The sequence below is a fragment of the Azospirillum sp. UENF 312511 genome, assembly GCF_058780635.1.
The window spans coordinates 2,253,153-2,272,271 of record NZ_JBSNCG010000003.1 but is presented as its reverse complement, the minus strand read 5'-3'; the positions used below and the strand labels follow the sequence as shown (position 1 = coordinate 2,272,271).

Below are 19,119 nucleotides of genomic sequence, written 5' to 3'. Positions count from 1 at the left end.
CCACCCTCAGCCCTTGCGGGCCGCGGCGACGAGTTCCTTCATCTGGTCCAGCTTGATGGCGCCGGGGACCAGCTCGTCGCCGATGACGAAGGCCGGGGTGCCGCGGATGCCCAGCTCCTCGGCCAGCGCCTGGTTGGCGGCGATGACCTTCAGCACCTCGGGGCTGTTCATGTCCTTCTTCAGCTTGTCGGTGTCCAGCCCGACCGACTTGGCCAGCCGCTGGATCACGTCGTCGTCGAGCTGGCCGCGGTGGGCCATCAACGCGTTGTGGAATTCCAGATACTTGCCCTGCCCGCGCGACGCCAGGGCCGCCTTGGCCGCGGTCAGCGAGGCCGGGCTGAGGATCGGGAACTCCTTGAAGACGAAGCGCAGCTTGCCGTCGTCCTTGATCAGGCGCTCGGTGTCGGCCTGCACGGCCTTGCAGTAGCCGCACTGGTAGTCGAAGAACTCGACCACCGTCACGTCGCCCTTGGGGTTGCCGGCCACCGGATCGGCGGGGTTCTGGAACAACGCCGCCTTGTTCTCGGCCAGCGCCGTCTTGGCCTTCTGCTCCTCGGCCATCTTCTGGCGCCTCTGGAGCGAGTCCACGGCCTCCAGGATGATCTCGGGGTTTTTCAGGATGTAGTCGCGCACGACCTCCTCTACGGCCTTGCGCTGCGCGTCGTCCATCGGGCTCTGCGCCTGGAGGGCGGGGGCCAGCAGCCCCGTCGGAAGGGCCAGCGCGGCGGCGAGCGCCAGGGCGGCGGGGCGGAAGCGGGTCATGTCGAACTCTCTCGTGGGGAGCCAAAACGGCGCGAATCGGGGCGATACTGTGGACCGGGACGGCGGGGTCAGGCAAGACGGCTGTGCACCGCGCAAACGGAGGGCGCGCGAACGGAGAAGGCTCACTTGCCGCCCGCCTGCCCGCGGATGTCCTGGGCGCGCAACCAGCCAGGGGAACCGGCGGGCAGCAGCTTCTCCGCCCGCTCCGCCTGGAAGCGGGCCATCGGCTTGTCGCCGCGGGCAAAGGCCTCCTCGGCGGTGGCGTAGGCGACCATGCCGGCGTTGCCCTTCATGCTCCAGGCCTGGGCCATCAGCCGCCACAGGAAGGCGGACTGGGCCTGCGTCTTGGACGCCACCTGAAGGTTGCGCAGCGCCTCGTCGGCCAGCCGGCTGTCGTTCTGTTCCATCAGCGAATGGGCCAGCGAGACGCGGATGCTGCCGGCGTCCGGCTCCAGCTCGATCGCCTTGCGGTAGGGGGCGGCGGCGTCCACCGCCCGCCCATTCTGAAGCATCAGGTCGCCCTTCATCTCGTAGAGGAAGGCGTTCTTCGGCTCCTGGGCGATCAGCCCGTCGACCAGAGGCAGGGCCTGCCGGACCTCGCCGCGCCGGAAATAGGCGTAGGCCCGGCCGTAGCGCGCCACGAAGGACGGGTCGTCCGCCTTGTAGCGGCGCAGCGCCCCGTTGGGGTCGAGATAGGCGTAGAGCTTGGCCTGGATGCGGCGGAATTCCTCGTTCCACTGCGCCGGCACCGGCTTCTTGCCGGCGCGCGACCGTTCCACGAAATTGCGCACCGTCTCGATGCGCTCGCGGGTCAGCGGGTGGGTGCGCCGGTAGCCGGCGTCGCGGTCGACCAGCAGCGGGTCGTCGGCGGCGCCCAGCTTCTCCAGAAAGGTAACCAGCCCCTCCGCCGAGATGCCGGACTGCTCCATGTAGGACAGGCCGGCCTGGTCGGCCGAGGATTCCTGGCTGCGCGAGAAGGACAGGAAGTTGCGCTCCGCCAGATGCTGGCCCAGCATGACGCCCGCCGCACCGGCCCCGGCGTTGCCCGCGGCGATGCCGCCGACGATGCCGATGCCCATGCCGATCAGCGAGGACAGGAAGGCGTTCTCCATCGCCTCCGACCCGCGGACCAGATGGCCGCCGGCGATGTGGCCGGTCTCGTGGGCGATCACGCCGATCAACTGCCCGGCGTCCTCCAGCCCCAGCAGCAGGCCGGTGTGCAGGAAGATGTTCTGCCCGCCGGCGACGAAGGCGTTCATGGTGTTGTCGTTGACCAGGACGATGTTCACCGCGTCCGGATCGATGCCGGCGGCCTGGAAGATTGGCCGCGCCATGTCGCGGATGATATGTTCCGTCTCGGCGTCGCTCAGGAATTGCATCTCCTGGCGCCGCTGCGCGCCCGCGGGCGGCGACCACGACAGAACCATCACGGCAACCATGGCGATGACCGAAACCAGCCTGCTGGGCTTGCGCACCGTTACTTCCTCCGCACACCGGGGCACCGGGCAGCCGGTCAAGATGCCGGTCCGGGCGCCCCATTCCACCCGCCGAATCTGGCAAGGGTTGGGCGCGATTGCCATAGCCGCATCGCTGGTCGGCGGCTGCGTCAACACGAAATACCGCACCGGCGCCCCCGCCCAGAACTACATCGCGGCGGACGAGCCGCGCGCGGCGGAGATCGGGCGCGACATCATCGCCCAGGGCGGCAAGGCCGGCGACGCCGCCGCCGCCATGGCGATGGCGATGACCGTCACCCTGCCGTCGCGCGTCGGGATGACCGGCGGCGGCGTCTGCCTGGTGTTCGATGCGGCGAAGAAGGAAACCCGCACGCTCGATTTCCTTCCCCGCCCGGCCGGCACTGGAGGGGCGGCCCTGCCCGGCTTCCTGCGCGGCGTCTACGCGCTCCAGGCCGCCAATGGGGCGATGCGCTGGGAGCAGGCGGTGGTCCCGGCCGAGCAGCTCGCCCGCTCCACCCCGGTCAGCCGGGCGCTGGCGCGCGACCTCACTGACTCCGCCGCCCGCCTGTCCGCCGATCCGGAGGCGCGCCGCGTCTTCCTGCCGACCGGCGCACCGCTGGCCGAGGGCGCGCTGCTGAGCCAGCCGGAGCTGGCCGCAACCCTGTCGCAGGTGCGGCGCAGCGGCATCGCGGCGATGTATGGCGGGCCGCTGGGGGGTGCCGTGGCGCAGGCCGCCGCCATCGATCCGGCGACCGTCCGCGGCTTCCAGCCGCGCTGGACCGGCACCGCCGCCGTTCCGCTGGGCATCGTCTCCATGCATTTCGCCCAGCTTCCCGAGACCAACAACGGAACCGCCCTGACCGCCGCCTGGAACGCCGCCGCCGACCTGCCGTCCGACCAGCGCGCCGCCCGCGTCGCCCAGGCGCTGGGCGCCACCGGCAACGGCGTCTCCAACGGCGTCTCCAACGGCGCCTCCGCGCCCGGCGCCGGCCTCGTCGTGATCGACCATGAGGAGAACGGGGTCGCCTGCTCCTTCACCATGGGGGCACCCTTCGGCAGCGGCCGCATGGTGCCGGGCACCGGCCTTCTGGCCGCCCGCGGGGTGGACGGCGCCGGCTTCGGCGCGCCCGGCCTGCTCACCAACGCCATCGTCGGCCGCACCCAGTTCGCCGGTGCGGCCAGCGCCGCCGGCAACGACGGCCCCGCCGCCGCGCCCGCCGCCCTGCTGACCGCCGCCCTGCCCGCCGCGCTGGACAAGGAGCCGGGCGCCGCCATCCGGGTCAGCCGCGCCGCGAGCGGGCCGGGCCGGGCCACCTTCGTCACCTGCCAGACCTCGATCGAGAGCGGCTGGAAGGAATGCCAGATCGCCGCCGACCCGCGCGCCCACGCCCTGGGCATCCTGGTCGAAACCGAGCGTTGATGTTCAAAAGTCTGGAATCATGAGCAAAGCACCCAAAGTCTCCAAACGGGGCGCCATCCCGCCCTTCTTCGTCATGGAAGTGATGCGCGCCGCCGCCGAGCGCGAGGCCGCCGGCCTTGAGGTCCTGCATATGGAGGTCGGGCAGCCCTCGACCGGCGCGCCGAAGGGCGTGCTGGAGGCCGCCCACCGCATGCTCGACGCCGACGTGCTGGGCTACACCGGGGCGCTGGGCATTCCGGCGCTGCGGGCGGCCATCGCCGGCTGGTACCGCGACCGTTACGGGATCGACGTACCGGAGCGGCGCGTGGTGGTCACCACCGGCTCGTCCGGGGCCTTCCAGCTCGGTTTCCTGGCGGCCTTCGATCCGGGCGACCGGGTGGCCATGGCCTCGCCCAGCTACCCGGCCTACCGCCACACTCTGACCGCCATCGGGGTCAAGCCGGTGGAGCTGCCGACCGGGCCGGAGCACCGCTTCCAGCCGACCATCGAGCTTCTGGAGCAGCTCGATCCGCCCATCCAGGGGCTGATCGTCGCCAGCCCGGCCAACCCGACCGGCACGATGCTGAGCCGCGAGGAACTGACCGCGCTCGCCGCCTGGTGCGACGCCAAGGGGGTGCGCCTCGTCTCCGACGAGATCTACCACGGCCTGACCTATGGGCCGGAGGCCGTCACCGCCGCCGAGGTCAGCGAAAGCGCGCTGGTGGTGAACAGCTTCTCCAAGTACTTCTCGATGACCGGCTGGCGGCTGGGCTGGATGATCGTGCCGGACGACCTGATCCGCTCGGTCGAATGCCTCGCCCAGAACCTGTTCATCTCCGCCCCCAGCCTGTCGCAGGCCGCCGCGGTCGCGGCGTTCAACTGCACCGAGGAGCTGGACGGCCACGTCGCCCGCTACGCACGCAACCGCGAGCTTCTGCTGAGGGAACTGCCGAAGGCCGGCTTCGACAAGCTGGCTCCGGCCGACGGCGCCTTCTACATCTACGCCGATGTGACGGAGATGACCGACGACAGCGAGGCCTTCTGCAAGCGCATCCTTGCGGAGACGGGCATCGCCTGCACCCCCGGCGTCGACTTCGACCCGGCCCGCGGCCTCCGCTTCGTGCGCTTCAGCTTCGCCGGCTCGGAGGCGACCATCGCCGAGGCGGCCCGGCGGCTGATCGCCTGGAAGAGGTAGGATAACCCTTCGGTCCTCTCGCACCGAGCCCCCACCCCGACCCTCCCCCGCTCTCGGCGGACCAAAGGTCCGCCTGCCGCGTCAGCGCAAACCTTTGGTTTGCGCGAGAGCTGCGCAAAGGAGGGTGCCTTCTGCGAAGCGGCGGCAGTCCCCTCCCCTGCGATAGCGGGGGAGGGTTAGGGTGGGGGCTCAACGCGACCACTTTGCCAAACAGCCGCCAGGGCGGAACTCAGTACGCGTATTCCTTGAACACCGGATCGACGCTGCCGCCCCAGGGGCCGTTGAACTTCGCCAGAAGCTCGTCGGCCGGGGTCTGGCCGGATTCGGCGATGTCGAGCAGCGTGTTCAGGAAATGCGCCTCGTCGTCGCCCCAGTTGTCGTTGCGGGCGCGGCGGGCCAGACCGCCGCGGGCAATCTCCAGAACCTCAAGCGCGACCTCCCGCACCGTGCGGCCGCGGAAGGGGGTGCGCAGGGCATGGCGCGGCACCTCGGCGCGCAGATGGGCGCGCTCTTCCGTCGTCCAGCCCTTCACGAGGTCCCAGGCGGCGTCGAGCGCGTGGCTGTCATAGAGCAGCCCGACCCACAGGGCCGGCAGGGCGCACAGGCGGCGCCACGGACCGCCGTCGGCGCCGCGCATCTCCAGATACTTCTTCAGACGCACCTCGGGGAAGGAGGTGGTCATGTGGTCGGCCCAGTCGGTGATCAGCGGGACCTCGCCCGGCAGCGCCGGCAGGCGGCCCTGCATGAAGTCGCGGAAGGACTGGCCGGAGGCGTCGATGTACGTGCCGTCGCGGTAGACGAAGTACATCGGCACGTCGAGCAGGTAGTCCACATACCGCTCGAACCCGAAGCCGTCCTCGAACACGAAGGGCAGATCACCGGTGCGGTCGGGGTCGGTGTCGGTCCAGATGTGGCTGCGGAAGCTCTGGAAGCCGTTCGGCTTGCCCTCGGTGAAGGGCGAGTTGGCGAACAGCGCCGTGGCGATGGGCTGAAGCGCCAAGCTGACCCGGAACTTCTTCACCATGTCGGCTTCCGACGCGAAGTCCAGGTTCACCTGCACGGTGCAGGTGCGCATCATCATGTCCAGGCCGAGGTTGCCGCGCTTGGGCATGTAGTCGCCCATGATCTTGTAGCGGCCTTTGGGCATCCAGGGGATCTCGTCGCGCCGCCATTTCGGCTGGAAGCCGAGGCCCATCATGGCGATGCCCAGTTCCCCGCCAATCTCCTTCACCTGATCGAGGTGGCGGTGCACCTCGGCGCAGGTCTGGTGCAGGGTCTCCAGCGGGGCGCCGGACAGCTCCACCTGCCCGCCCGGCTCCAGCGTGATGTTCGCCATGCCCTGGGTCAGGGCGATCAGGTTGCCCTTCTCCTCCACCGGGTCCCAGCCGAAGCGCTGCAGGCGCGTCAGCAGTTCGCCGATCCCGTCCGGCCCTTCGTAGGGCAGCGGCCGGTGGTCGGAGACGCGGTAGGCGAATTTCTCGTGTTCGGTCCCGATGCGCCACTGGTCGGCCGGCTTGTTGCCGGATTCCAGATAGGCCGCCAGTTGGCGGCGGTCGGTGATCGGTTCACCACGCGTCTGCGGAGGTGCGGACATGGAAGCTCCCGCTTTCAAAAAGTCTGAATTCGCCAAAGTGTCAAACGGCCCGCCTCGGAACAGCGGCGCGTCGAGCGGCCCTTACTCCCCGACGGTGGGGTCGGCCGGCGCGCGGAAGGGCGGTCGGGTGTCGCCGCCGTCCGCCGTCCAGTCCCCCGCAAGGGCCTGCCAGCAGGCGAGCGCCGCGACCACCGCCGTGTCGGCCCGGAGAATGCGGGGCCCCAGACCGACGGGAACAACAAAGGGGAGTTTGCAAATTTCGTCAAGTTCGGACTGCGCAAAGCCGCCCTCCGGCCCGATCAGGAAGGCGGCGGGGCCGCGCGGACGCCCGCGGACGGCCTCCGCGATGGGGCGTACGTTCCCGGCCTCGGCGCACAGGTACAGCGTACGTTCGGCCGGCCAGCCGGCCAGCGCCCTGTCCAGCGGCAGCGGGTCGGCCATCTCCGGCACGGTCAGCCGCTCCGACTGTTCGGCGGCCTCGATGGCGTTGGCAAGCAGGCGGTCGGTGTTGACGCGGTTGGGGTCGGTGCGGCGGGTGAAGACCGGCCACAGCCGCGACACGCCCAGCTCGCTGGCCTTCTCCGCGACGAAATCGATGCGCCCGCGCTTGATCGGGGCGAACAGCAACCAGAGGTCCGGGCCCGCCGCCTGAAGACGCCGCTGCTCCGTCACGGTAAGCGAACACCAACCCTTGCCGAAGCCGTCGATGGCGGCCAGCCATTCGCCGTCCCGCCCGTTGAAGACGGCCACGACGTTGCCCTTGTCGAGCCGCAGGACATGACGCAGGAAATGCGCCCGCTCGGGGTCGAGCCCCACCGCCTGCCCCTCGCCGAGGGGGCTGTCCACATAGAGGCGGGTCTTCGGTTGGATTGACATGGCGCGAGGTCTCCGGTGTGCGGCGCCGACTATAGCGATAACGCTGCGGGGCGGAAACGGCCCAGCCTTGCGGGGACCCACCCCCGCCGCTACCTTGCCCCCGGCTTCTTCCACTCTCCATCCCGCAATCCCATTTCCTGAGTCCGCCATGACCAGCCCCGCCTCCCCCGCCCCCGGCGACTTCACCGACATCCGGCGCGGCGACTGGATCGACCGCTTCGCCCCGGCGGCGGTCCGGCCCTATCTGCGGCTGGCGCGGCTGGACCGGCCCATCGGCACGTGGTTGCTGCTGTTTCCCGGCTGGTGGAGCATCGCGCTGGCCGGGTCGGGACCGCTGCCCGACCTCTGGCTGATGGCCCTGTTCGCGATCGGCGCCGTGGTCATGCGTGGGGCCGGCTGCACGGTCAACGACATCCTCGACCGCGACTTCGACGCCATGGTGGAGCGCACGCGGACGCGCCCAATCCCCTCCGGGCAGGTGTCGGTGAAACAGGCGCTGGCCTTCCTCGGCTTCCAGCTCCTGATCGGGCTGGCGGTGCTGGTGCAGTTCAACCCGCTCACCATCGGGCTTGGCGTGCTGTCGCTGGTGCTGGTCTTCACCTACCCGCTGATGAAGCGCATCACCTGGTGGCCACAGGCCTTCCTGGGGCTGACCTTCAACTGGGGCGCCCTGATGGGCTGGACGGCGGTGCGCGGCGAGTTGGAGTGGCCCGCGCTGGCGCTGTACGCCGCGGGGATCGTCTGGACGCTGGGCTACGACACCATCTACGCCCACCAGGACAAGGAGGACGACGCGCGAATCGGCGTGAAGTCCACAGCCCTGCGGCTGGGCGACCAGAGCAAGATCTGGATTTACGGCTTCTACACGCTGACCTTCGTGGGGATCGGCATCGCCGGGCGTCTGGCCGGGCTGGGCGGGCTGTTCCTGCCGCTGCTCTCGCTGGCCGCGCTGCAGCTGTCCTGGCAGGTGGCGACCTGGAACCCCGACGATCAGACGGACTGCCTGAAGAAGTTCAAGTCGAACCGCTGGTTCGGCTGGCTGGTGCTGGCGGCCTTCCTGGCCGGGAAAATTTAGGCGGTAGGGGACTTGGAGGGAGGTTTCAGCGCGTCAGCTCGGCGACGGTGCTGTCGCCGGAGCCCGGCTTGCGCGGCGGCAGGACCGCACGGATGCCCTCGGTGGAGGCCACCATCTCGACGCCCTTCTGCGCGGCCGGCTGGGTCGGCTTGCGGGCCGGCAGCACGGCGGCGGTCTGAAGCGGCGGAACCATCTTCGCGGCGATACCCTTGCCGGAGAGGGTGAGGGATGCGGTCAGCACCTGCGGCTTGCGGCCCGGAACGGCGACGGCGTGGCCTTTCAGGGAGGCTTCCATCAGGCGCGGCCCGGCGGCGGGCTTGGGCGCGGCGCGGCCCTGCGGAGCCACGGCGAAGGTGCTGCCAATGCCGGCATCCCGGGCATCGGCCTGACGGATCTCCGCCTCCTCGCCCTCCGGCAGGATGAAGCCGTAGGTGGTGTAGACGCGCAGGCCGAGCTGGTCCGACGGCTCGTGCCAGACGCGGACGGCCGTCCAGTCGTTGCGCGGCGACACGTCGACCACACGCATGTTGCGGCGCAGGCCACGGCCATCGAGCCAGGAGTGGTCCACCTCGATGGTGCGGCGGTCGATGATGTGACTGACCAGGGAGACATGGCCGCGACCCAACCGCTGCGACCGCTTGAAGACGAGGACGGAACCGAGCGCCGGGCGCTTGTCGCGCTCATATTGCTCGGCGGCGGTGTTCCACCACGTCCAGGCATCGCCCCGGATCTCGAAATCCGATATGGAACGCAGCGTGCGGACGCAATCCCCGTCCTGGGCCTGGGCTTGGGATATGGTGAACGGGCTGAGGGCGATGAACGCCGCGAACGAAGCGCAGAGTGCAATCCCTTTCGACCGCATATCGACCCCATGACCTTTGTTTTTCTCCTTTCGAACGGGTAACACGGGACAGCAGGTGTGTCTACTCCGTTTGAATTATGTAACCAAAACCGGTTGTGGATAGATCATCCATCCCCGCGCAGCTCCGGTGAGAGTCCAGTTATGAACAACTTTTCTCAAATCGACTTCATCCGCTCCAACACGGTCGTAACGCGGACTCCTTTGCTGCCCGAAATCGCGCTGCATCTGGCGACGGAAATCACGCCGTTGTGGGAGGCTACGGAGGATTCTTTGAAAGAGTCCAATGTACCGCCGCCCTATTGGGCCTTTGCTTGGCCGGGCGGTCAGGCGGTGGCCCGGCTCGTCCTCGACCGGCCGGAGCTGGTCGCGGGCAAGTCGGTGCTGGATTTCGCCGCCGGCACCGGGCTGGTCGGCATCGCCGCGATGATGGCCGGAGCGGCGCGCGTTCAGTCCTGCGACATCGACCGTTTCGCCCTGTCCGCCATCGCCCTGAACGCCGAATCCAACGGAGTCGACGTGAAGGCGGTCAGCGCCGATCTGGTGGACCGTCCCCTGCCCGGCATCGACGTCGTCCTGGCCGGCGACGTCTGCTACGAGAAGCCGATGGCCGACCGGGTGACCGCCTGGCTGCGCGGAATCGCCGCAACCGGCACGCTGGTCCTGCTGGGCGATCCGGGCCGCGCCTATGTCCCGCTCAACGGAATCGAGCGGGTCGCGCAGTACAGCGTCCCGACCTCCCTGGAGTTGGAGGACCGCGAGATGCGCGAAACGGTGATCTGGCGCCTGCTGCCGGAGGCCTGAGCATGACCACGACCGCCCCGCGAAAGGGCGCCACCCGGATGGCCGACATCCCGCCGGACGTGCTGGCCGACTTGAACGCGGGCCGGCGCGAGACCGCCACGCTGGCCGAATCGCTCGCCATCGACTTCGCCGCCCTGCTGGCCGCCGCCGTTCCGGAAGCCGCGGACGCCGTGTCCTTCGACCCGAAGGACGGCGTGACCCGGCGCATGGCGGCGGCGGGAAGCGCGGCCGTCGAGCGTCTCGGTCTGGGGGCCGTGGAGCGGCTGGCCGCCCACCCCTCCGACACGGTGCGCGGCTGGGCCTGCTACGCGCTGGCGGCGGCCCCCGGCCTGACTTTGGCGGACCGGCTGGAGCGCATCCGCCCGCTGGCCGACGATCCGCATTTCGGCGTGCGCGAATGGGCGTGGCTGGCCCTGCGCCCCCACATCGCCGCCGCCATCGACGAGGCGCTGGACCTCCTCACGCCCTGGACCGCCGAACCGTCGGAGCGGCTGCGCCGCTTCGCCAGCGAGGCCACCCGGCCCCGCGGCGTCTGGTGCAGCCACATCGGCGTGCTGAAGACCGACCCGGCGCGCGGGTTGCCGGTCCTCGACCCGCTGCGGGCGGACGGCGCGCGCTACGTCCAGGATTCGGTCGCCAACTGGCTGAACGACGCGGCGAAGAACCAACCCGGCTGGGTGCAGGCCCTCTGCGCCCGCTGGGAAACGGACAGCCCCGACCCGGACGCCACCCGCCGCATCGTCCGCCGCGCCCTGCGCAGCGTGAAGGAACCCGCGTGAGGCGGCACCTCCCCCCTTGACGCGGCGCCCTCCAGGCCGATGCTAAGCGCCTTCTCCTGATCCGAACCCATCGCATCCGAACGGACCCTCGACCATGCCCTACACCTCGTTGCGCGACTTCATCGACCGGCTGGAGAAGGCCGGGCGGCTGGTGGTGGTCCGGGAGCCGGTGTCCACGGCGCTGGAGATGACCGAGATCCAGACCCGCCTGCTCGCCGAAGGCGGCCCGGCGGTGCTGTTCGAGAACGTCATCAAGGCCGACGGCACCCGCTCGGAGATGCCGGTGCTGGTCAACCTGTTCGGCACGGTGGAGCGCGTCGCCTGGGGCATGGACCGCGAGCCGCACGAGCTGCGCGGCGTCGGCGAGACGCTGGCCTTCCTGAAGCAGCCGGAGCCGCCGGGCGGCTTCCGCGAGGCGATGGAGCTGATCCCCCTCGCCAAGACCGTGCTGTCGATGAAGCCGAAGACGGTCGGCTCCGCCCCCTGCCAGGAGGTGGTGCTGACCGGTGACCAGATCGACCTTGGCCGCCTGCCGGTGCAGAGCTGCTGGCCGGGCGAGCCGGCCCCCCTCATCACCTGGCCGCTGGTCGTCACCAAGGGGCCCACGGGCAAGCGCGAGGACGACTTCAACCTCGGCATCTATCGGATGCAGGTGCTGGGGAAGAACAAGACGATCATGCGCTGGCTGAAGCACCGCGGCGGCGCGCAGCACCATCACCGCTGGGCCGCCAGCGGCAAGCGCGAGCCGCTGCCCTGCGCGGTGGTCCTCGGTGCCGATCCCGGCACCATCCTGGCAGCCGTCACGCCGGTGCCGGACACGCTGTCGGAATACCAGTTCGCCGGCCTGCTGCGCGGCAAGAAGGTCGAGCTGGTGGATTGCAAGACGGTGCCGCTGAAGGTGCCCGCCCAGGCCGAGATCATCCTGGAAGGCCATGTCAGCCTGGACGAATACGCCGACGAGGGGCCCTACGGCGACCACACCGGCTATTACAACTCGGTCGAGCCCTTCCCGGTCTTCACCGTCACGGCGATGACCATGCGGCGCAACCCGATCTACCTGTCCACCTTCACCGGCCGCCCGCCCGACGAGCCGTCGGTGCTGGGCGAGGCGCTGAACGAGGTCTTCATCCCCCTGCTGACCCAGCAATTCCCGGAGATCGTGGATTTCTGGCTGCCGCCGGAAGGCTGCTCCTACCGGATCGCCGTGGTCAGCATGAAGAAGGCCTATCCCGGCCACGCCAAGCGCGTGATGATGGGCGTGTGGTCCTTCCTGCGCCAGTTCATGTACACGAAATGGGTGATCGTCGTGGACGACGACATCGACGCGCGGAACTGGAAGGACGTGATGTGGGCGATGAGCACCCGCATGGACCCCGCCCGCGACATCACCGTGATCGAGGGCACCCCCATCGACTATCTGGACTTCGCCAGCCCTGAGTCGGGCCTGGGCGGCAAGGTCGGGCTGGACGCCACCAACAAGTGGCCGCCGGAGACCAAGCGCGAGTGGGGCCAGAAGATCCGCATGGACCAGGGCGTGGTCGACGAGGTGTCGCGCAAATGGGCGTCCTACGGTCTTCCGGGCAGCGGGACCCCGATCTGGAAGTGAGGCGTTAAGGGACGGTCCGCACCCTCCAGGGAACCCCCGCCATGCCCAGCGAGATCGCCCGCCCCATCGCCACCGTCCGTCTGGTCTTCCGCGACGGCGGCGAGACCGCCGGGGACCTGTCGGTGGCCGAGCGGTCGGGAGACACCCTGTTCGTGGCGTCGGATGAGGGGGCGCGGGTCGTCCGGATGATGGCCGAGGAGGGCGGCACCCTCTACCGCCAGGACGCCACCTTTCCCCTGGCAGACGCCTTCACCCTGCCGGTGACGATCCCGGGGAAGGACGAGGCGGACATCGAAGGCATGGCCATCGCCGACGGCTGGCTGTGGGTCACCGGCTCGCACGCGCTGGCCCGCAAGAAGCCGGAGCGCGCGGAGAACGGCACCGAAAAGGCGCTGGAGCGGCTGACCGAGGTGCGCTGCGATCCCAACCGCTTCCTGCTCGGCCGCATCCCGCTGGTCACCGAGGCGGATGGGCGCCTCACCCCGGTCCGCCGCGACGGGAAGCGGACGGCCGGTTGCCTGAAGTTCCGCAAAGGCGGCAACGCGTTGACCAAGGCGCTGGCGGAAGACGAGCATCTGGCCCGTTTCGTCGCGGTTCCCGCCAAGGAGAACGGCTTTGACGTGGAGGGCATGGCCGCCCACGGCGACCGGGTCTGGCTGGGCCTGCGCGGCCCGGTGCTGCGCGGCTGGGCCTGCATCCTGGAACTGGCGGTGGAGGATCACCCGGACGTCGAGGAACGCCTGCGGCTGTGCCCCATCGGGCCGAACGGCGAGAAGTACCGCAAGCATTTCGTCGATCTGGACGGTCTGGGCATCCGCGAACTGACCTTCGACGGCGAGGATCTGGTCATCCTGGCCGGACCGACCATGGACCTCGACGGTCCCGTCGCCGTGTGGCGCTGGACCGACGCCCTGTCCGTCACCCACGAGACCGTCATCCCGCGCGACCGGCTGGTTCCCCTGCTGAACCTGCCCTATGGCAAGGGCGACGACCACGCGGAGGGCATCGCCTGCGTCCGCCGCGACGGCGCCCCGCCCGCCCTTCTGGTGGTCTATGACAGCCCATCCAAGGCGCGCCGGCATGGTGCCGGGACCACCGCCGACCTGTTCGCCCTGCCCTCCCGCTACGATCCGGCCAACGCCTTCCGGGCGTGAGTCGTCGTTCTCATTGATGCAACAATCAGTGCATGATTAAGCGGATTATCCCAAACGTGGACATCGCTATTCTTGCCCTCAGACGACAACGGCCCCGACGCGGGGCGCCACGCTGAGACAAGGAGACCACGCCATGACCGCCAACACCGCCGCCATCGACACCCGCACCGCCCCCTACGCCGCCTTCCTGCTGCGCGTCAGCCTGGGCCTTCTGTTCATCGCCCACGGCCTGATCCTCAAGGTCTTCACCTTCGGCATCGCCGGCACGGTCGGCTACTTCGAGAGCCTCGGCTACCCCGGCCTCTTCGCCTATCTGGTCATCCTCGGCGAGATCGGCGGCGGCCTGCTGCTGCTGGCCGGCGTCTTCACCCGCTGGATTTCGCTGGCCCTGCTGCCGATCCTGATCGGCGCGACGCTCCAGCACACCGGCAACGGCTGGGTCTTCTCGGCCCAGGGCGGCGGCTGGGAGTTCCCGGTGTTCTGGACGGTGCTGCTCGGCGTGCAGGCCCTGCTGGGCGACGGCGCCTTCGCCCTGAAGCTGCCGACCGCCGGCCGCAGCGCCCTTCAGAACCGGCTGGCCTGACCCTGAAGCGAGCATGACGAGCAGCGCGCGGGCGGGCACCAGCCCCCCCGCGCGCCGCCGCATTTGCGCGGCGGGCAATCCGGACCTGAGGCGATATGCCCCTTCCTCTTCTTCTCCGGGCTCCCATTTGCTAGACAAGCCGGAGACCTAGCGGAGACCGTAATGCCCGTTTCGACCACCTCGCAGCCCGACGTTCTGAACCTGCTGGACGATCTGATCCGCAAGGCGAAGGGCGCCGGGGCCGACTCCGCCGACGCCGTGCTGTTCGACAGCGCCTCCCTGTCGCTGAGCCAGCGTTTCGGCAAGACGGAGAAGCTGGAGCGGTCCGAGTCGGGCGACCTGGGCCTGCGCGTCTTCATCGGCAAACGGCAGGCCATCGTCTCCTCCACCGACCGCAGCGCCAAGGCGCTGGACGAGCTGGTGGAGCGCGCCGTCGCCATGGCCCGCGTGGTGCCGGAGGACCCCTTCTGCGGCCTCGCCGACCCGGAGCAGATCTACACCACCGTCCCCGATCTCGACGTCTGCGACCCGTCGGAGCCCTCGGCGGAGCTGCTGATCGAACGCGCCCGCATCGCCGAGGGGGCCGCGCTGGCGGTCGAGGGCGTCACCAACTCCGAAGGGGCCGACGCCGGGTGGAGCCGCTCCACCATCGCCATCGCCGCGTCCAACGGCTTCACCGGCCGCTACGGCGTGTCGCGGCAGTCGCTGTCGGCCTCGGTGCTCGCCGGGACGGGCACGGGGATGGAGCGCGACTATGATTACGACAGCAAGGTCTACGGTTCCGACCTGCGCGACCCGGCGTCGATCGGGCGCGAGGCCGGCGAGCGCGCCATCCGCCGCCTGAACCCGCGCCGGGTCAAGAGCTGCAAGGTGCCGGTGGTGTTCGACCCCCGCGTCTCCCGCGGGCTGCTCGGCCATCTGACCGGCTCGATCAGCGGGCCGAGCATCGCGCGGGGCACCAGCTTCCTCAAGGACAAGATGGGGCAGCGGATCTTCGCCGCCGGCATCACCATCGTCGACGATCCGCATGTGAAGCGCGGCCTGCGCTCCCGCCCCTTCGACGCGGAGGGCATCGCCACCACCCGCCGCAACCTGATCGAGGACGGGCACCTGACCACGTGGCTGCTCGACCTGCGCTCGGCCCGCCAGCTCGGCCTGTCGACGACCGGTCACGCGGCGCGCGGCACCTCCGGCCCGCCGGGTCCGGCCCCGGCCAACGTCTACATGGCCCCGGGCGCCAAGAGCCGCGACGAGCTGCTGGCCGAAATCCCCAACGGCTTCTACGTGACGGAGCTGATGGGGACGGGCGTCAACGGGGTGACCGGCGACTACAGCCGGGGTGCCGCTGGTTACTGGATCGAGAACGGCCAGATCGCCTATCCGGTCACCGAACTGACCATCGCCGGCAACCTGAAGGAGATGTTCCTGAACCTGGAGCCGGCCAGCGACCTGGAACTGCGCTTCGGCATGGACGCCCCGACCATCCGCATCGACGGGCTGACCATCGCCGGGCTGTGAGCGCAACGGGAGGCGCCGCAAGGCGCCCCCTCTTCCTGTCAGCGGACCCCCTGTTAACGAACCACGCCGCGGACGATGTCGGCGATGGTGCCGTGCACCGCGTCCAGGATCAGCATGTCCGCGCCGGCCAGGATGCATTCCCAGCCGCTCATGCACACCGGCACCCGCTGGCGCAGATCGACGGGCGCCATTTTCTTGGCAACACCCGGCGGCAGCGGCTGGCCCCGCGCCAGCTTCTTCGCGATCCCCGGCGGCAGGGCTGTCGTCCCGACCGGATGGGCGACGAAATAATCGCGGATGATCGTCACCTCGCCGCGGGACACCGACCCTCCGGAGGCGCGCCCTTTTGAGTCGCGCCCCTGGGATTCATAAGATGGCCCACCCTGAGGCTTGCCGTGCCCACCACCGGGACCACCGGCCCAGTCGGGCTTGTCTGCCAGCGCCGGGCCGGTGATGCACAGCACCGCCAGAAGCGCCAGCGCGGCACGCCCATCCCAATGCCGCATCCGATCCCTGCTCATGATCCGCATTCCCCTGCCTGCCGAAGGTGGGCCGCCAGCGCAACCCGCGACCCTACCCCCATCGGATTAGCCGCTGGCGTCACCGCCGGCCTGTGGCAAGAACGGGATATCAGACCGTCACGCTCATCGGACCACCGGCGCCGCGCACCGACAGGTTGGGCAGGAAGTCGCGAAACAGCGACAGGCTCTTCAGGTCGGACACATAGCCCGTGCCCTCCCCGCCCATCACCTTCCCGCCGACGCTCTTCATCACGTCGGCGGTCTTCGCGTCCTGGGCCTCCAGCGCGTCCTTCAGTACCGAGGCGAGCGCGCTGCCGTTGCCCAGCCGCTCCATCGGCGCGCCGGTCTCCTTCATCGTCTTCTCGTAGCTGTACTGGAGCGCGGCGCGCTGGACCGACCAGTTGACCAACTCCTTCTCCTCCTGGCTGGCCTCGTCGAGGAACTTCACCCCGGCGCGGTAGGCGGCGGCTTTGTCGGTGCCGAGAGGGTCGGCGGCGTCCATCGCCTGCTTCTGCTGGCGGGCCATGACGGACTGCGCCGCCTCCTGCTCGTTCTTGGAGAAGGTTCCGTCCTTGTTGCTGGCGATGGCGTGGAGGCTGCGCCGATCGAAGCCGCCGAACAGCCGCTCCACGTCCTTTCCGGTCGGGTCGGAGTAGTTCACCCCTTTGCCTTCCTTCGCCATGGCCGTGTAGGTGGCGTCCAGCGAATCGCGGGCGTCCTGGATGACCTTCGCGAAGCCCTGGAGACCCGGCGTCTGGCTGGTGGTCAGCACCGTGGTGGGCGGCGGCGGCAGGCCGGCGGCCTCCGCCTCCTCCTTGGCGGAGGGTTCGTAGCCTTTGCCACTTGGGCGGCTCTTGTCGACCTCACCGCGTCCGATGCCGGGAATGTCCACATCCGCAGCGTACTGCGCGAGACCATTCGCCCAGAGCTTCCCCTCGAAGCCCAGGTCATACATAAGCTTGGCGGCGGCCTTTCCCTTCTCATTGTCCGGTGACAGCAGCCCACCCTCGCCGCCTTCCGCTTCCGCGCCGAAATCCAATTTTTCGAACGCGTCCTCTCCCTTCGTCGCGAAATACCTGAAGGCATTCCCCTTGATCTTGTTCGGGTCGCCGCCGACGGTTTCCATCATCTCGCGGTCGATGTCCGCCAACTCCGCGCGGAAGAGGGCATTGGCCGGAGCCATCGCCGCCTGGAACGCCTCGGTGTCCTCGTCCTTCCCGAAGGCGGCGAAAGCGGCGGTGCGCGCCTCGTTCAGGGCCGACATGGCCTTGTCCATGCGTTCCGTCTTGGTCTTGAAGGCCTTTTCAGCCGCCCCGAGCTTCTCCGCCCAGGCCTTGTCCTCCTCATCCTCGGGCCGCTCCTTGATGAAGCGGTCCTTCACGGCGTTGGTCGCCATTTGGCGCAGTCCCAACGCCACGTCCTTCTCGGTCATCTTGCCGGACTTGACGAAGTCTTCCAGCATCGCGCGGCCCTTGGAGCCGATGGAGGCGAAGACCTTCCCCGCCACGCCGGTCAGCGACTTGGCCAGCCCGCTGAGTTCCACGCTGTCCTCGCCCTTCAGGGCGGCCAGGGCCGCGGAGCCCGCGGAGGACCCGGCGTCGGAGGCCGCCTTCCAGGTCCCCTCCGCCTCTGCGGCCCCCCCGGCGGGCTTCCATTTGGTGGCGGTCGCGGTGCTGCTGGCCGCGGTGGCTGAAAACAGGGCGTTGATCGACGTGGACATGGCTTCCCCCTTGCGGTCCCGCCTGAGCCGCGGGGCCTTGATCCTTAGAGATCGAAGTAATTATCGAATGTTCCCAAGTAATTTTCCCCAGAGACCCCTTAACGGACTCTTAAAACATTGTTCAGCGCGCCAGCACCGGCAGAACCCACGGTGCCAACGCGATCTCCACCGGCAGACAGGCGATCACGTCGCCGTCGCCCTGCACGGGCTCCCCCACCGGCCCCTCGATGACCACTTGGCGGGCGGGCAGGACGCGGTAATCGGGGTAGCGCGGCAACCGCCCGGCAGTGACGCCCCAGAGGTAGCGCAGGGCGTTCCCCCGCCCCGCCCGCGGAAACAGGCAGACGTGCAGCCGTGGGTCGGTCAGCCGGGCGTCGGGCGCGCAGACGAAGCGCCCCCCGTAGAAGTGCCCCTTGGCGACGATGACGGAGGCGACCTCCACCGGTTCCGCGCCGTCCACCGCCACACGATAGGGGCCGCCACCGCCCGCGGCGATCCGGGCCAGCGTTTCCACCGCATAGGCGCCCTTGCCGATCAGCCGCTTCAGCCGCGTGTCCACCCGCTCGACAACCCGGGCATCCAGGCCGGCGCCGGCCATCATGGCGAAGGCGCGGCCATTCGCCACACCCAGATGCACGGGCATCGTGCGCCCTTCCGCCAACACCCGCGCCACGCCCTCCGCATCCAGCGGCAGGTCCAGTTCATGGGCGAGCACGTTGGCGGTGCCCAGCGGCACGATGCCCAAGGGGATCGTCGTCTCCCCGCCTCCGCGCGCGCCCAGCCCGTTGACCACCTCGTTTATGGTGCCGTCGCCACCCGCCGCGACCACCGCGTCGAAGGCGGCGGGCGCCACCGCGCGGGCCATCGCCTCCGCGTCGCCACGCCCGCCGGTGGCCCGAAGCGTCACCACCGCCCCGTGGCGCTGCTCCAGCAGCTCCAGCACCGCACCCAGACGGCGCGCCCGACGGGCGCCGGCCACCGGGTTGTGGATGATCAGAAGGCGCCGCCGGGTTGCCGCGGCCGGCCCGGACGCCTCAGGCACCGATTCGGCCCCGTCAGCCACGCCAGCCTCCAATATGACCATCCCGTTTCAGTTTTGATAAAGTCATTTTGCGCCTTTGTTACGTCGACAAGAAGTCTTATCGAAATCGTTTTCCCCAACAGATGCGAGCACTCGAAATCATTGTCAAGACAATGACCCGCGGATATAGGGAAAG

At 69.4% G+C, this 19,119-nt stretch carries 17 protein-coding genes; 9 read left to right on the top strand and 8 right to left on the bottom strand.

The window, feature by feature from the left end:
- Window positions 1-6 precede the first annotated feature (6 nt).
- Together ACWPN7_RS22140 and ACWPN7_RS22135 are read right to left on the bottom strand one after the other, a co-directional pair.
- A complete protein-coding gene (locus ACWPN7_RS22140; protein ID WP_459195912.1) occupies window positions 7-762 on the bottom strand; it encodes a DsbA family protein in 756 nt (251 codons plus the stop codon).
- Between the two features lie 122 nt (window positions 763-884).
- On the bottom strand, window positions 885-2,237 hold the full coding sequence (locus ACWPN7_RS22135) for a M48 family metalloprotease (RefSeq protein ID WP_247881621.1): 1,353 nt from the start codon (window positions 2,235-2,237) through the stop codon (window positions 885-887).
- Here ACWPN7_RS22135 and ACWPN7_RS22130 point away from each other — a divergent pair.
- Window positions 2,206-3,639, top strand: coding sequence for a gamma-glutamyltransferase (locus ACWPN7_RS22130; RefSeq protein WP_459195913.1), 1,434 nt, complete (start codon window positions 2,206-2,208; stop codon window positions 3,637-3,639). The genes ACWPN7_RS22135 and ACWPN7_RS22130 overlap by 32 nt on opposite strands.
- 19 nt (window positions 3,640-3,658) lie before the next feature.
- Window positions 3,659-4,813, top strand: a complete 1,155-nt coding sequence (locus ACWPN7_RS22125; protein WP_459195914.1) for a pyridoxal phosphate-dependent aminotransferase — start codon at window positions 3,659-3,661, stop codon at window positions 4,811-4,813.
- Between the two features lie 229 nt (window positions 4,814-5,042).
- Here the strand turns inward: ACWPN7_RS22125 and ACWPN7_RS22120 are convergent, their stop codons facing one another.
- Together ACWPN7_RS22120 and ACWPN7_RS22115 are read right to left on the bottom strand one after the other, a co-directional pair.
- A complete protein-coding gene (locus ACWPN7_RS22120; protein WP_459195915.1) occupies window positions 5,043-6,407 on the bottom strand; it encodes a glutamate--cysteine ligase in 1,365 nt (454 codons plus the stop codon).
- An 81-nt stretch (window positions 6,408-6,488) separates the two neighbouring features.
- Window positions 6,489-7,283: a 16S rRNA (uracil(1498)-N(3))-methyltransferase gene (locus ACWPN7_RS22115; RefSeq protein WP_459195916.1), complete on the bottom strand. Its 795-nt coding sequence runs from the start codon at window positions 7,281-7,283 to the stop codon at window positions 6,489-6,491.
- A gap of 148 nt (window positions 7,284-7,431) precedes the next feature.
- Here ACWPN7_RS22115 and ubiA point away from each other — a divergent pair, with 148 nt between their 5' ends.
- Window positions 7,432-8,358: a 4-hydroxybenzoate octaprenyltransferase gene (gene ubiA, locus ACWPN7_RS22110; protein WP_051657776.1), complete on the top strand. Its 927-nt coding sequence runs from the start codon at window positions 7,432-7,434 to the stop codon at window positions 8,356-8,358.
- A 25-nt stretch (window positions 8,359-8,383) separates the two neighbouring features.
- Here the strand turns inward: ubiA and ACWPN7_RS22105 are convergent, their stop codons facing one another.
- Entirely contained in the window at window positions 8,384-9,220 is an 837-nt protein-coding gene (locus ACWPN7_RS22105) for a CHAP domain-containing protein (RefSeq protein WP_014241132.1), read from the bottom strand.
- 141 nt (window positions 9,221-9,361) lie between these two features.
- On the opposite strand from ACWPN7_RS22105, the gene ACWPN7_RS22100 reads away from it, so the two are divergent.
- The 6 genes from ACWPN7_RS22100 (at window position 9,362) to ACWPN7_RS22075 (ending at window position 15,661) form a co-directional block, all read left to right on the top strand.
- Window positions 9,362-10,021, top strand: a complete 660-nt coding sequence (locus ACWPN7_RS22100) for a class I SAM-dependent methyltransferase (RefSeq protein WP_014241133.1) — start codon at window positions 9,362-9,364, stop codon at window positions 10,019-10,021.
- Between the two features lie 2 nt (window positions 10,022-10,023).
- Window positions 10,024-10,800 carry a HEAT repeat domain-containing protein gene (locus tag ACWPN7_RS22095; protein ID WP_451992561.1) on the top strand — a complete coding sequence of 259 codons (777 nt, stop codon included), beginning with the start codon at window positions 10,024-10,026 and terminating at the stop codon, window positions 10,798-10,800.
- Between the two features lie 94 nt (window positions 10,801-10,894).
- Window positions 10,895-12,406 (top strand): UbiD family decarboxylase, encoded by a 1,512-nt coding sequence (locus ACWPN7_RS22090; RefSeq protein WP_200475631.1) that lies wholly within the window; start codon window positions 10,895-10,897, stop codon window positions 12,404-12,406.
- Window positions 12,407-12,447: 41 nt separating this feature from the next.
- Window positions 12,448-13,560, top strand: a complete 1,113-nt coding sequence (locus ACWPN7_RS22085; protein ID WP_451992563.1) for a DUF3616 domain-containing protein — start codon at window positions 12,448-12,450, stop codon at window positions 13,558-13,560.
- A 133-nt stretch (window positions 13,561-13,693) separates the two neighbouring features.
- Entirely contained in the window at window positions 13,694-14,143 is a 450-nt protein-coding gene (locus ACWPN7_RS22080; protein ID WP_038526665.1) for a DoxX family protein, read from the top strand.
- 162 nt (window positions 14,144-14,305) lie between these two features.
- Complete coding sequence (locus ACWPN7_RS22075) at window positions 14,306-15,661, top strand: TldD/PmbA family protein (protein ID WP_451992565.1); 1,356 nt, start codon at window positions 14,306-14,308, stop codon at window positions 15,659-15,661.
- Between the two features lie 53 nt (window positions 15,662-15,714).
- On the opposite strand, the gene ACWPN7_RS22070 is transcribed toward ACWPN7_RS22075, so the two are convergent.
- The 3 genes from ACWPN7_RS22070 to ACWPN7_RS22060 all read right to left on the bottom strand — a co-directional run bounded on the left by ACWPN7_RS22070 (window position 15,715) and on the right by ACWPN7_RS22060 (window position 18,965).
- Window positions 15,715-16,182 (bottom strand): hypothetical protein, encoded by a 468-nt coding sequence (locus ACWPN7_RS22070; RefSeq protein ID WP_451992567.1) that lies wholly within the window; start codon window positions 16,180-16,182, stop codon window positions 15,715-15,717.
- A 109-nt stretch (window positions 16,183-16,291) separates the two neighbouring features.
- Window positions 16,292-17,902, bottom strand: coding sequence for a hypothetical protein (locus ACWPN7_RS22065; protein ID WP_492273443.1), 1,611 nt, complete (start codon window positions 17,900-17,902; stop codon window positions 16,292-16,294).
- A 121-nt stretch (window positions 17,903-18,023) separates the two neighbouring features.
- On the bottom strand, window positions 18,024-18,965 hold the full coding sequence (locus ACWPN7_RS22060; protein WP_459195917.1) for a diacylglycerol/lipid kinase family protein: 942 nt from the start codon (window positions 18,963-18,965) through the stop codon (window positions 18,024-18,026).
- Between the last annotated feature and the right edge of the window lie 154 nt (window positions 18,966-19,119).